The organism is Mycobacterium pseudoshottsii JCM 15466 (genome assembly GCF_003584745.1).
In the GTDB taxonomy this organism is placed as follows: Bacteria; Actinomycetota; Actinomycetes; order Mycobacteriales; family Mycobacteriaceae; genus Mycobacterium; species Mycobacterium marinum.
Genome location: NZ_AP018410.1, coordinates 1,220,875 through 1,233,825, shown reverse-complemented (window position 1 = coordinate 1,233,825; position 12,951 = coordinate 1,220,875). Strand labels below are relative to the sequence as shown.

General features: G+C 69.8%; 7 protein-coding genes and 1 pseudogene. 1 reads left to right on the top strand and 7 read right to left on the bottom strand.

Going from position 1 to position 12,951, the window contains the following annotated elements:
* Nucleotides 1–46 precede the first annotated feature (46 nt).
* On the bottom strand, nt 47–1,540 hold the full coding sequence (locus MPSD_RS05575) for a carotenoid oxygenase family protein (RefSeq protein WP_223161173.1): 1,494 nt from the start codon (nt 1,538–1,540) through the stop codon (nt 47–49).
* A 77-nt stretch (nt 1,541–1,617) separates the two neighbouring features.
* On the opposite strand from MPSD_RS05575, the gene MPSD_RS05570 reads away from it, so the two are divergent.
* Nucleotides 1,618–2,358, top strand: a complete 741-nt coding sequence (locus MPSD_RS05570) for a TetR/AcrR family transcriptional regulator (RefSeq protein ID WP_020788593.1) — start codon at nt 1,618–1,620, stop codon at nt 2,356–2,358.
* Between the two features lie 63 nt (nt 2,359–2,421).
* Here MPSD_RS05570 and rplL read toward each other — a convergent pair whose 3' ends face one another.
* The 6 genes and pseudogenes from rplL to MPSD_RS05540 form a co-directional block, all read right to left on the bottom strand.
* On the bottom strand, nt 2,422–2,814 hold the full coding sequence (rplL, locus tag MPSD_RS05565) for a 50S ribosomal protein L7/L12 (protein ID WP_012392902.1): 393 nt from the start codon (nt 2,812–2,814) through the stop codon (nt 2,422–2,424).
* 67 nt (nt 2,815–2,881) lie between these two features.
* Complete coding sequence (gene rplJ / locus MPSD_RS05560; RefSeq protein WP_011739013.1) at nt 2,882–3,502, bottom strand: 50S ribosomal protein L10; 621 nt, start codon at nt 3,500–3,502, stop codon at nt 2,882–2,884.
* Nucleotides 3,503–3,876: 374 nt separating this feature from the next.
* Nucleotides 3,877–6,779 (bottom strand): annotated as a pseudogene (locus MPSD_RS05555) (PE family protein).
* Nucleotides 6,780–7,198: 419 nt separating this feature from the next.
* Nucleotides 7,199–8,107, bottom strand: a complete 909-nt coding sequence (locus MPSD_RS05550) for an ROK family protein (RefSeq protein ID WP_086085064.1) — start codon at nt 8,105–8,107, stop codon at nt 7,199–7,201.
* Between the two features lie 6 nt (nt 8,108–8,113).
* Nucleotides 8,114–8,731, bottom strand: a complete 618-nt coding sequence (locus tag MPSD_RS05545) for a DUF7158 domain-containing protein (protein WP_020788598.1) — start codon at nt 8,729–8,731, stop codon at nt 8,114–8,116.
* The gene (locus MPSD_RS05540) at nt 8,728–12,927 is read right to left on the bottom strand and encodes a glycoside hydrolase family 38 N-terminal domain-containing protein (protein WP_086085063.1); all 4,200 of its coding nucleotides are present in this window, start codon (nt 12,925–12,927) and stop codon (nt 8,728–8,730) included. The genes MPSD_RS05545 and MPSD_RS05540 overlap by 4 nt, the downstream gene beginning before the upstream one ends.
* Nucleotides 12,928–12,951 lie beyond the last annotated feature (24 nt).

Below are 12,951 nucleotides of genomic sequence, written 5' to 3'. Positions count from 1 at the left end.
CAGGCACCGGTCACACGCCCGTTACGCGCCCGTCATTGGGCGCCGGTCATGTCGAGGCCGACCAATTGCCATGGAAGCCTAGCGGCACCCGCTGCGGAAGATGCACGCACGCCGCCAGCTCCAGCGTCTGGGCGTCCAGCAACACCAGCTGCCCCTCGTCGGAGCCACGGTGATAGCCGTATCCCATCAGGACCCCGTGATCCTCGGCGGCGGCCGTCGGGCTCGGCACGAAGGCCATCTCACCAAGCAGCAGGTCCGGATCGAGCGGGGCGACTTGGCTGGACCCGGTCGCATAGTCCTGCTTGTACAGCGAGGTCGACATGTCCGACGTGCCACCCGTGAGGTAACCGCCGTCCACGCCCAGGGTGTAGCCAAACCGGTGCCGCTTGCCCAACAACGTCTCGTTGATCCGGGGAAACTCCTGGGACCGGTCGTCACGGCACTCGGTGCTGACCGCGCCGGTGGTCAAGTTGATCACCCAGCGATCCAGCGAGGGACTGGTATCTCCGGGGCCACGACGGTCACGGTCGAACATCCGCCGGTAGCGGACCACGTCGAGTATCAACACCTCGGCCCCATCGCGGTGCTCCGAATACGCGTTGAGCGGGTGGTAGACGTAGCAGGGCTCGATATCAAACCATCTGACATCCCGGTTACCACCCTCCCGGGGCATGACCCCGATCCGGGCCGGGTAGGCGGGGTTCCATGCGTAGGGCAGCTGGTTGGACGGCTTGGGATTGCGGTTCAGCATTGCCGCGATCGGGCTGGGCACCCGGACATTTCCGATCAACGAGGCCATCACCAGCCGGGCCGGCACCCCGAGCCAGCTGGGCATTTTCACCTGCATCACCTGTGCCGAGTCGAAGGTGACCGGCAGGTCGTAGATCACGACGTACTTATCGGTCAGCGAGAAGTCGTGCATCATCGGCGACCCGGTGACCTCGATGTCAACGGTGCGACGCGCCCGCCCCTGGGTGTCGATCACCGAGTACTGCACCGTGTGCCCGCGGGTAAACGAGTAGGACACCGCGTGCAGCTCGCCGGTCTGGGGGTCGCGGTGCGGATGGGCGGTGTAACCGCCGGGCAGGGTGCCGTCGAAGTCGCAGGTGCCCACGGTGTCGAAGTCGTCGGTGAGCTCATAGTTTGCGACGCCCCCCTCCACCAGGGCGAGGGTGCGCCCAGCGTGGCTGAGCACGTTGGTGTTGGCCCCCAGCCCCAGCATGCCCGCCCGGGGGTCAAGCCTGGCGGGCGGCGACTCCCCCAGCGCAGCACATACCGGCATGCTGCGCACCCAACGGTTGCGGTACCAACTGGCCCGCCCGTCGCGCAGCGCGACCCCGTGCACCATCCCGTCGCCGGTGAACCAGTGGTAGGTGGCGGGGTTGACCTCCGCCACCGGGTTGGGCCCATTGCGCAGATAGCGCCCGTCGAGGTAGTCGGGGATGCGCCCGGTGACCTCCAGGTCGGTTGCGGTCACTTCGGCGCGCACGGGGGCCAGAAAGCCCTCGAGATAGGGATTCCGGGGTTGGGCGCTGCGCATGGTCGTCACGTCTGAGCTACTATAATATTGTTATTTCTCTGTTATTGAGACCGTACGCTCCCAATGAGAAGATGGCAATGATGATTGGAGAAACAACGTCACCGACCCAACGTAGCGGCGTTCGCGACGAGATGCTGCATGCCGCCGTCGCGCTGCTCGACGCGCACGGACCCGATGCGCTGCAAACCCGCAAGGTGGCGGGGGCCGCCGGCACCTCCACGATGGCGGTCTACACCCATTTCGGCGGAATGCCCGAACTGATCGCCGAAGTCGCCGATGAGGGCTTGCGACAGTTCGACACCGCGCTCGCGGTGCCACCATCCGATGACCCAGTGGCCGATCTGGTGGCCACCGGCGCCGCCTATCGCCGGTACGCCATCGAGCGCCCGCACATGTATCGGCTGATGTTCGGCAGCACCAGCGCGCACGGCATCAACGCGCCCGCACAAAACGTCCTGCCCCTGACGATCTCGCAGATCGAGCAGCGCCATCCCAGCTTTGCGCACGTGGTGCGGGGTGTCCGGCGGTCGATGCTGGCCGGGCGAATCACCGTGAACGGCGGGGACGACCGCAATCGGGCGGCGGCACCCGATGGTCTGGCCACGGACGTTCCCGACGCGGAGATCGTCGCGACCGCTGCCCAGTTCTGGGCACTGATCCATGGGTTCGTGATGCTCGAACTAGCCGGCTTCTTCGGCGATGAGGGAGCGGCCATCGAGCCGGTACTCGCGTCGATGACAACGAACTTGCTTGTCGCGTTGGGAGATTCGCCCGAGCTGGCAAAGCGGTCGCAGCGCCTGGCGACCGGCGCGGGCTGAATACAGCAAACCCCCGGAAACCAGGAACGGCTCCGGGGGTTTGCGTGGGTTCTGCGTGCAGACCTACTTGACGCTGACGCTGGCGCCAGCGGCCTCGAGCTTGGCCTTGGCCTCCTCGGCGGCCTCCTTGGCGACCTTCTCCAGCAACGGCTTGGGTGCGCCGTCGACCAGGTCCTTGGCTTCCTTGAGGCCCAGGCCGGAGACGATCTCACGGACCACCTTGATGACGCCGATCTTCTTGTCACCGGCGGCCTCGAGGATGACGTCGAATTCGGACTGCTCCTCGGCGGCCTCAGCGGCACCGCCGGCCGGGGCGGCACCAGCGGCCGCGACAGCGACCGGGGCGGCCGCGGTGACCTCGAAGGTGTCCTCGAACTTCTTCACGAAGTCGGAGAGCTCCAGCAGGGTCATTTCCTTGAACGCGTCGAGCAGCTCGTCGGTCGAGAGCTTTGACATGGTTTGGGTCCCTTCCTAGTTTCTTGGGGGTTTCTTGGGTTATTTGGTGGTTTCTCGATACAGGTGGCTATTCGGCGTCGGTCGCCGTGTCAGTCGCCTCGGGGGCTTCGGAGGCTTCAGCGGCCCCCGCGGCTTCAGGAGTCTCGGTAGCTGCGGCCGGCGCCGAGCCGGGCTCCGCTGCCTTCTTCTCCTGCAGCGCCGCCGCCAACCGGGCGAACTGCGAGGCCGGCGCATTGAACAGCCCGGCAGCCTTGGCGAGGTTGCCCTTCATCGCGCCGGCCAGCTTGGCCAACAACACCTCGCGGGTCTCCAGGTCGGCGATCCGCTCAACTTCGGCGACGGTCAACGCGTGACCGTCCATGTAGCCGCCCTTGATGACCAGCGCCTTGTGTTCCTTGGCGAAGGTCTTGAGGGCCTTGGCCGCGTCGACCGGCTCGCCCTTGACGAACGCGATCGCGGTGGGGCCCGCGAACAGCTCGTCGAGGCCTTCGACACCGGCCTCCGAAGCTGCGCGCTTGATAAGGGTGTTCTTGGCTACGGCGTAGGTGGCCGACTCGCCCAACGACCGGCGCAATTCGGCCAGGTTGGAGACCGTCAAACCACGGTATTCGGTAATGACAGTTGCGGTCGACGCCTTGAAGTGCTCTGCGATGTCCGCAACGGCAGTGGCCTTGTCAGCCCTGGCCATGCATGCCTCCTGAAGTCGAAGTCCGGTGGAAGTTTCCGGTATTAGCTGGTGCGACGTGTCGTCTGTGATCGCCGCAAAACGTCGAACGCCCCGGCGCAGGATGCGGCCGGGGCGTGAATGCGCGCCAGCACACGGGCCGGCGATACTTGCCTCGTCCTCCTGCGTGGGCCGCCGGGATTACTCCCGGACCTTCAACCGATTTCTCGGTGACCGACGGTCTTCGGTGGATCGGACACCACAATAGCGCGGCCCGCCCGATCAGCCAAAACGGGCGAGTATGCCCCCCGCAGCGCCGCACGGGAAGTTGGGCCCGAACCGCCACGCGAGGCCGCCCAAGCCACTTCAGCTACTCCAGCCACTTGAGTAACGCGGATCTATGGGGCGTGGCCGCCGGCCCCGCCGGTGCCTCCACCACCGCCGGTGCCGTCCTGGTAACCCACATCGCCGGGCAGGCCGGGCCAGCCGGGATAGTCCGAACCGTCGATATGTGCCACACCACCGTGACCGCCTTGACCGCCGTGACCACCCGGCTGCCCATGCAGGGCGTGGCCGCCGTCGCCGCCGTTACCCGACACCCCGCCAAAACTGTTACCACCGGTGCCGCCGAAACCGCCGTTGCCGGCCTTGCCGACCAGCGAGGCGTGGGCGCTGCCGCCTCGGCCACCGTTGCCGCCGTTGCCGGCGTTGAAACCGGATCCGCCGTTGCCGCCGTAGCCACCGTCGCCGGGGTGGCCGCCGCCGTCGGGATTGTCTCTACTGCCATCGCCGCCATGGCCGCCATGACCGCCATGACCGCCATGACCGCCATTGCCCATGATTCCGTCGTCGCCCGGGGCGGCGTGGGTGGAGCCGTCACCACTGATTCCGCCGGTGCCACCGACACCGCCCGCCGCGCCGTAACCACCGTTGCCACCGTTGCCACCGTTGTGCCCGTTCTCGAACCCGATGGGATTCGGACCGGAACCGCCGTTACCACCGTTGGCGCCGTTACCGCCATTACCGCCGGCGCCCCCCGAACCGCCGGCACCGTCGGCGCCGTCGAGGAATCCGGGTGCGTGGGACACACCGCCCGCGCCGCCGTCACCGCCGTTGCCACCGTTACCCGCGTGACCGCCTCTGCCGCCCGATTCGCCGTCCGTGCCGGTACCGGCCTTCCCCGACAACCCCGTGGCGCCATCACCGCCGGTGCCGCCCTGACCGCCGACGCCACCTGACCCGCCGGCACCGCCGACACCACCCTTTGCACCACCGCCGCCGCCGGCACCGCCAGCACCACCGTGCCCGCCATCACCGGCATTGAACCCGTCTTCACCCGCGGTTCCGCCATGGGCGCCCGGACTACCTGCCCCGCCCGCACCGCCGTTACCGCCGACTCCTCCGTTGCCATAGGCACCGCCGTCGCCGCCCCGGCCGCCGGCGCCGCCAGCACTACCGGCCCCGCCTTCGACGCCGACGGCGCCGCTGCCGCCGTGACCGCCGTTGCCTCCGTTACCGCCACTGGTCGGGCCAATCCCGTCAAGGCCGGCGGTACCTGCAACAGAGCCGCCCCCAGCGGCGCCACCCTCGCCCCCAGCACCCGGATCGCCACCTCGCCCACCATCGCCGCCAGCCAACCCCGAGCCCGCCGCGGCATCGGCACCACGGCCGCCATCACCGGCCACGCCCCCGCTCCCGCCGTGGCCTCCGTCACCACCGGCGCCCTGGAGGCCATCGGAGTAGCCGCCCGCCTGCGCATGACCTGCGTCGCCACCGGTGCCGCCGGCCCCACCATTCCCGCCGGCACCGCCAACCCCGCCGGCACCGCCGTTCATGTCTATGCCGATGTGCCCGGCCAGGCCGGTGGTGCCGGCACCACCATTCCCGCCGATACCGCCGGCACCACCCGCGCCGCCGTCGCCGCCATCGCCGGCGAGGGCGCCACCGCTACCGCCGGCACCACCATTCCCGCCGGCACCGCCGGCCTCGCCCGCGAAGCCAGCCTCACCGGGGAGCAAACCTGAGGCCCCCGCTTCACCGGCCTTGCCCACACAGCCGTCACCACCGTCTCCGCCGTGGCCGAACAGCCCGCCGTTACCACCAGCCCCGCCAGCCCCACCCGATTTGCCAGCCGCTATCGCGTCGGCGCCGCGGCCCCCGGCGCCACCATTACCACTGATCGGACGCGCCCCCTCCGCGCCGTGGGCACCTGTCACGGAGCCGGCCCCACCGGCTCCCCCGGCCCCGCCGACACCCGCGTTGCCGCCGTCGCCCCCTGCACCTCCGATACCGGTACCGCCGGCAAACGTGCCCGCCGCGCCTCGGCCACCGTCGCCAGCCAATCCACCGGCACCGCCGGCTCCGCCGGCACCGCCAGCGCCCCGCTGACCCAGAAAACCGCCCTCGCCGCCGGTCCCGCCAACTCCGCCGGTCCCGCCAACACCACCGTCGCCGCTAGTTCCGCCGGCGCTGCCCAGGACAACCCCGTCCCCGCCGGCACCACCCGCACCACCGGTGCCCCCGACACCGCCGAGCCCCCCGACGCCCCCGTTGCCGACCAACCAGCCACCGCGACCACCGGCACCGCCGTTGCCCGCGTGGCCGCCCGCACCACCGGCGTCACCAGCCCCGCCGGAAAGGCCAGCACCACCATCGCCGCCGGCACCACCGGCGCCACCGAGGCCGTACAACCCCGCGGCTCCCCGGCACCACCATCACCACCGTTGGTACCGTTCGCGCCGCCGGTCGCACCCACGGCCGAGACTCCACTGACTCCGCCGGCGCCGCCGGCACCGCCATGGCCGAGTAGACCCGCGGACCCGCCGGCCTGACCTACTCCACCTGAGCCACCGTTACCACCGTTGCCCCACAACAACCCCCCGTTGCCGCCCGCCTGCCCGCTACCGGGCGCGCCGTCGGTGCCGTTGCCGATCAACGACCACCCGAACAACGCTTGAGTGGGCGTATTGATCATGTCCAAGACGCACTGCTCGACGGTCTCCAAACCGGCTACCGCCGATATGTTGGCAGCTTCAGCTTCCGCATAGCCCCCCGAGGCGGCGGCCAGCATCTGCACAAACCGCCGGTGAAACAGCGCCACCTGAGCGCTGAGCGACTCGTACTCGCGCCCATGAGCGACGAACAATGCCGCCAGCGCCACCGAGACCTCATCCACCCCGGGAGGCAGCACGGCCGTCGTCGCACCAGCCGCCGCATTGGCCTCATCGATCGATGACCCAATCTGTGTCAAGGCCGCCGCACCATCGATCACTAGCTCCGGCGAAACACTCACAAACGACATGACCCCACCCCCATCAGCCCAGCCAAGAATGCCGCCCCAAGCGACTGCCAACACGCTATACACGCAGGTAAACGGCGTACAACGCGAATCGACGGCACCGCCAAAAACTGAACAATGCCCGGCGCAGCGCCCGGCCGGCACGCGTCTCACCGCGGCAACTCAACCGGCAACAACGACGGCCAAAGCGCGGGGTTGCGTCTCACCGCTAAGACGCATCAATGAGCTCGAGCGCGGGAACCGCGTCTAGCCAGGGGCCACTAATTGCCGGCTCGTCGCCCAAGAAAAACCGCCGTCGGGATTGCGCGACACCGGCGTGAAATCAGCACGACACGAGGACGAGAAACCCCCGTAACATCGGGGACCCCAACTCGTCTGTGCGAGGGGTCGGCCGGGACGCGGACGTCGTTCGCCACAGCCGGCTAGCCGAGCCCGGCAAGGCGGGCGGCACCGACCAGACCGGCCTGTCCGCCTAGCTCGGCGGGCACAACGCGCAGGCCGGCCAAGAAGTCCAGCCCGAGGTAGTCGGCCAATGCCGCGCGCAGCGGGTCGAATAACAGGCGCCCGGCTTTGGCGACCCCTCCCCCGATGACAACCCGGTCGAGGTCGCACACCGCGCCCACCGAGGCGATCATGGCGGCCAGGCCACGGGTGCCCCGGCGAAAGGCCGCCAGCGCCACGGCATCTCCGGCGGCTGCCGCGGCCGCCAATTCCCGGGCGCCCGCTTCGGGCCGCGCCGACCAACCGTTGGCCCGAGCCCATCGAACCATCGACGGGCCAGCGGCGATCGTCTCGACACAGCCACGGCCACCGCAGGAACACCGCAGGCCATCCTGATCGACCACGACATGCCCCACGTGTCCCGCGTTGCCGGTGCGGCCCGGATACGGGACGCCGCCGAGCACCAGCCCCCCGCCGACACCGGTGGACACCACCATGCCCAACAGGAAACGTGCTCCCCGTCCCGCACCCAGCCAGTGCTCGCCGAGCGCCATGCAGACCCCATCGCCGCCCAGCCGCACCGGCACATCGGGCACCATGGCCGCAACCCGGTCTCGCAGCGGGAAGCCGCGCCAGGAGCCGATATTGATCGGGCTGACCGTCCCGCTATCCAGGTCGACCGGCCCGGCCGAGGCGATGCCCACCGCAGCCACCGTGGCGTCGGCCACCCGCAATGCCTCGACGATCGCCTCGGCGACCGCGGCCCAGACCTGCTCGGCCGCGCATCGCGCCGGGGTCGGCACCTGGGCGGTGTGCACCAGCGCGCCGTCGACGTCGGCCAGCCCGACGGCGACCTTGGTGCCGCCGATGTCCAGACAGAGGGTCAACATGAGCGCTCAGTGCCGGTGGGTGTTGTCGGGTTGGCGCGGATCGCCGGGATGCTCATAACCCGGGGCCAGTTGGACCAGCGCGGCACGGCGCCCGTCCAGCCACACCCGGAACGCGCGTCGGCGCGCGGCCCCCAACAGGTGCTCGGCGATCGCGTCGCGCACCCGCTCCAGCGGCGGGGCGGCCACCGGCGGGACATGCCAACCGTGCCGCCCCGGCACCGGAGCCGCAAACCGCAGCGGGTTGCGGGCGTGGTAGGCGGCCACCTCGTCGTCACCGACCCGGACGTCCGCCGTGACCTCGGCGAACAGCGCCCGCACCCGCGGATCGGCAAGCACCGCAGCGGCCACACTGCCGATCTCCAGGCGCGCGGTGACATCGGGCAGCAGTTCGGCCCCCGACGGCGCCGGATGCCCGGTGACGCCGCGCGCTGTGGCTTCGTCGGCAAGCACCCGCTCGGTCGCGATCAATTGCGCCAGCCAGCGCCGCAGCTGCCGCCCCTCGCTGGTGCCGCTGACCGGCAGTGCGGCCGCCCGCGGGCCGTTGCGCAGCCGCGCTTCGCGCGCGTCGACCTCACCGACGGCAATGGGTGCGCCCGCGACGGTCGCGACCAGGGAACCGGTCATGTCACCGTCACCCGTACCGCTGGGGAGTAGACCAGTCGGCCGGCGCAGCCGACCCGCACCAGCGCCCACCACTGTCCCGGGGCCAGCCAGCCCGGCGGGGCCACATCGAAGACGAGTTCGGCGCTGCCGCAGGCAGGCAGCACGGCCCCGGCCGCGGCCGGGGCCATCCACTCCCAGGTGCCCCAGGGGCTGATGAGGTGCGCCTCGAGCGTCAGGTCGGTTTGGGCGCGGCTGCCGACGGTCACCGCAAGCCGGGCCGAACTTCCGGCGGCCAGCTCCAGGTCGGCCGGTTCCTCGGCGAGATAGACGAGCTGGCTGAGATCGGTCCCGACGGCCACCACACAGACATCCTCGACCATCTGCCGCCACGCCGCCGGGACTTCCGGCTCGGTAATGCTCAACTGGGCGCGCACCGGATACAGCCCGGGTCCGGCGGTGGCCGGAATCCTCACCATGACGTTGGTCTCCACATACTCACCGGCGCCCAAGTCGAACGGCAACCGGCGGGGTGCGACCGACCAGCCATCTGGAAACCGCACCTCGATCAGGCCACACAGCGAGGAATCGGTGCAGTCGCTGGCGGTGGTCAAACGCAACGTCACCTGGCTTCCCGGCTCGGCCGTCACCTGCTCGGGGTGCAGGTAGGCGACGGCGGGTAGCCCGCCCAGTGGTGCGGGGCCCCGATTGTGCAGCCAATACCGCGCGTAGAGCGGTTGAGCCGCCTCGTGCTGCGGCGCAAGCGCGTCAGAACACGACAGCACCGCGGGCATCTCGAGCCGGGCCAGCGTGGTGGCGACATGAAAGCCATGCAGATTAACCCCTGGGGTAGCTCGCTGCGGATGCTCGAGCAGGTCAGCCATCCGAAGCTCGCTCAGCTCGCCCAATTCGCAGCGCAGCGTCACCGGCGCCGCCGCCCCGGTGGTTTCCACCAGGCGCAGCGTCACCGCGGCGGGGTCGACGGACCGGGCACTGCCGGCGGTCAGCGGGTTACCCGCCGCCTTGAGCGCGCCCAGCTGCACCGAGCCGGCCGGCTCGATCTCTAGCAGCGATCCGACCTGCGCCAGCTTGCCCGCGCGGTCGCGCGCAGTCACGGCCAGCAATGGTTGGGAGAACTCAGCGCTGCGGGCCGGGATGTCGGCGCGCCGCCAATCGCCGTCGGCGCAGACCAGGGCGTAGTCGAAATCGTGGGTCCAGTGTTGCAGCTGGAAGTTGGAGCCGTCGGGCGCGGTGCGGCGGGGCTCGTCGATCCAGACCCTGGACGGCCAGCCGGTGCAGGACCGCATCAGCGCGGTATGCAGGGTGCCCTCGGAGTCGACGGCAAAGCTGGGCATTCCGCGGTTGAACAACGCGATCGTGCGGGCCTCGAACGGTTCCATGTCTGCCGGCGCCTGCTGCCGGACGGAGATCTCGGCATCGGCCAGATCGTCGACCAGCGCGGCGATCGCCGCGGCGAGATCCGTGTCGTCGCGACCGTCGATCACCAGCACCGGCAGCGCACGTGGCGCGCGCAGGTCCGCCCCGGGCACCCAGACCGACGCCAACGAGGTCGCGGCCGGCACCCACACCCGGGCCCGCCCGCCGCTGGCCAACTGGCGCTCCAACTCGGCGGTGTAGCCCGGATCCGCGTCCGCCAGCACGGCCTTGGTGAACACGTTGCGCGCGGGCCCGCCCAGCGCGATCCGGACGTCGGGCAAATTGGAGTCCACGTCGAGGTTTCCGTAGCGCGGTTTGTCGGCGCCGCTGCAGGTGGCCGTCACACCGGCGCGCACCAGCGCGACCATCAGCTCGCGCGCCAGCGGGCCCGATGTCGCCTCCGAGGGGGACACCACCTCGGCCACCAATACCGCGCGCACCGCGTCGCTGCCGGCGCGGACCCACACCGCCGAGGACAATCCGAACCAGCCGTAGGCCGGGTTGTCCAATGTCCACAGGTGTTGGGCCGTGTCCACCGACCGAGCTCCCGATTCACCGACCGGGTGCAGCAGCGCGAAACCTCGCCCGACGACGGCATCGCCCACCTCGCTGACCGCCATCGCGCCCGGCACCGGGCAGGGCCACCGCAAGCGCACCAGCTGGTCGTTGCCGCTGAAGTCATCGATGGTGGTGCGACAGTCCACCCGGGCCACGCCCCGCCACAAGGTCAGGGTCTGGGTATAACGCAGCAGCGTGCCGATCCGGCCTCGCACCACCAGCCGCTGCCCAATCGGGCAGCGGTAGCCGCGCACTTCGGCGGCCGATTCCGACGAGCACACCACCGGCCCGTTGGGCAACAGATGCCACGGGCCCTCGCCCTGCGTCGGGTGCGATGGATATTCCTGGTAAACCGCAAGCTCGTTGCCCACCCGCCCGTCCGCGATGAGCTGGCGGTGGTCCCGCACCAGCGATTCCACGCCGCCACCGCGTTCGGGATCCACGCGCAGGCGGTAGTGCTCGTTGGCGATCTCGGTCCCGGTTACCGGTTCCCAGCCCGTAGCCGCGTCGGTCGGGATCAACTGGTAGGTCTTCCAGCCCAGCGAAGGGACATCGCTGGCCAGCCAGCTGACGGTCCGCCCGTCGGCATCGACGTGCGCCGGGGTGTGTGCACCGTCGGGTCCGCGCACCGCCACGCCGGCGCCCAACGGCCGCTGCAGCTCAATCGTGACGATGTCGGTGCGCCGCCGGGTCAACGGGTTCCACACCACGACCGCCTCCCCCGGGCCGGCCACCGCGCGCGAGAGCAGCTGCAGCGAGTTGTCCCGGACGGTGCGGCCGATCTCCCACGCGTCGCGCCATCCGGTGAGTAGATCCAGATAGACCTGGTCGGACTCGGAGCCGGTGATGGCGTCGTGATGTGCCCCGTAGGCCAGTTGCACCCACGCTTTGGCCAACGCCGCCTGCGGATACGGGGCACCGCAGAGGACCCCGGCGAACACGGCGAAGCGCTCGGCCTGCAGGACCGCGTTCTCGGCGGCCCGGTTGGCTTGTTTGGTGTCGATGTAGGACACGTCTTTGCCCGTATAGATCGGGTTCATGTCGCGCGTCTGCGGCGACGCGACCGCACCACGGTCGGCCAGTTCGGCACGCACCGCGGCAAAAAACTCCCTCGGCAGGCCGCAGACAAATCGCGGCCAGGTGTAGCGGGCGGCCCAGTCGCGGTGGATTTCGCTAACCCACTTGTTCGGCGGGGTGTAGTCGGTTCCGACCGGCAGCAGCACGTTACGGGTCAAGGCGACCCTTTTGAGCTCGTCGAAAAGCGCGTAGGTGGCCGCCGCGGCCTCAGCCAGCGAGCTCGACGAGTCCATCCACCAGCCCGCCGAATAGTGCGCCGGCATGTAGTGGGTGAGCAGGCCCCGACCCGATGGCGAAATCCACTCGAACTCGCTGCAAAACTGCATCCGTTCGACACCCTCGCCCCGGCCGCCCTGCGCGGGACCCCATTGGTGGTGCGGTCCACGCGCCCACGAGCTCGACGTCAAGCCGGCGTCGGCGGCCATCCCCGGGAACTGTGGGTCGTGGCCGAACACGTCGAGCTGCCATGCGGTGGCCGGGTCGGCGCCCAGCACGTCACGCTGAAAACCGATGCCGTGCACCAAATTACGAATGGTCGTCTCTGGGCTGGTGAGGTTTGTGTTGGGTTCGTTATAGGTTCCGCCCATCACTTCCACCCGGCCCTGCGCCAGAAACCGGCGCAGGTCGGCACGGTCCTGCGGATGGGTGTCCCAGTACGGCTTGAGGTAGTCGACTTCGGCCAGCACGAACTTGTAGTCGGGATCGCGGCGCGCCATCTCGAGATGGGCGTGTACCAGCTCGAACCCGTTGGTCTGACGGGCGCGCCCGGGCGGGTCTTCGTGCCACTGGCTGGTGTAGGCCCCCTGGGTGTTCCACCACACCGGGTCGTAGTGGAAGCGGCTGACCATGAACATCGTCCAGCCCGGCTCGGCCACGGTGAACGTGAATGTGAATGTGCAGGCTGCGCCGGCGGAACCCGCCCAGACCCGCGCATCCCGCCGTTGTCCCACGACGGGGTCCTTGAGCACAACCGGCACCTCGAGGATTTCGGCCCCCACCGCGGCGAGGGCCTGTCCGCTCAGGCCGGCACCGTCGACACGGATTGATGTCGGCTCGGTGCACTCGGCGATCCTCACCCGGACCAGCTGCAGTGGGGCATCCGGCGGGCCCACGAAAAGTTCGGTCGATTCCGCCGAAACCACCTGCATGACCGCACCCTACGGCGCCGTGGC

Coding starts and splice junctions, on each gene's coding strand:
- rplJ (WP_011739013.1), bottom strand. CDS start 3,502: ATGGCCAGGGCTGACAAGGCCACTGCCGTTGCGGACATCGCAGAGCAC.
- MPSD_RS05575 (WP_223161173.1), bottom strand. CDS start 1,540: ATGCGCAGCGCCCAACCCCGGAATCCCTATCTCGAGGGCTTTCTGGCC.
- MPSD_RS05540 (WP_086085063.1), bottom strand. CDS start 12,927: ATGCAGGTGGTTTCGGCGGAATCGACCGAACTTTTCGTGGGCCCGCCG.
- MPSD_RS05570 (WP_020788593.1), top strand. CDS start 1,618: ATGATGATTGGAGAAACAACGTCACCGACCCAACGTAGCGGCGTTCGC.
- MPSD_RS05550 (WP_086085064.1), bottom strand. CDS start 8,107: ATGTTGACCCTCTGTCTGGACATCGGCGGCACCAAGGTCGCCGTCGGG.
- rplL (WP_012392902.1), bottom strand. CDS start 2,814: ATGTCAAAGCTCTCGACCGACGAGCTGCTCGACGCGTTCAAGGAAATG.
- MPSD_RS05545 (WP_020788598.1), bottom strand. CDS start 8,731: ATGACCGGTTCCCTGGTCGCGACCGTCGCGGGCGCACCCATTGCCGTC.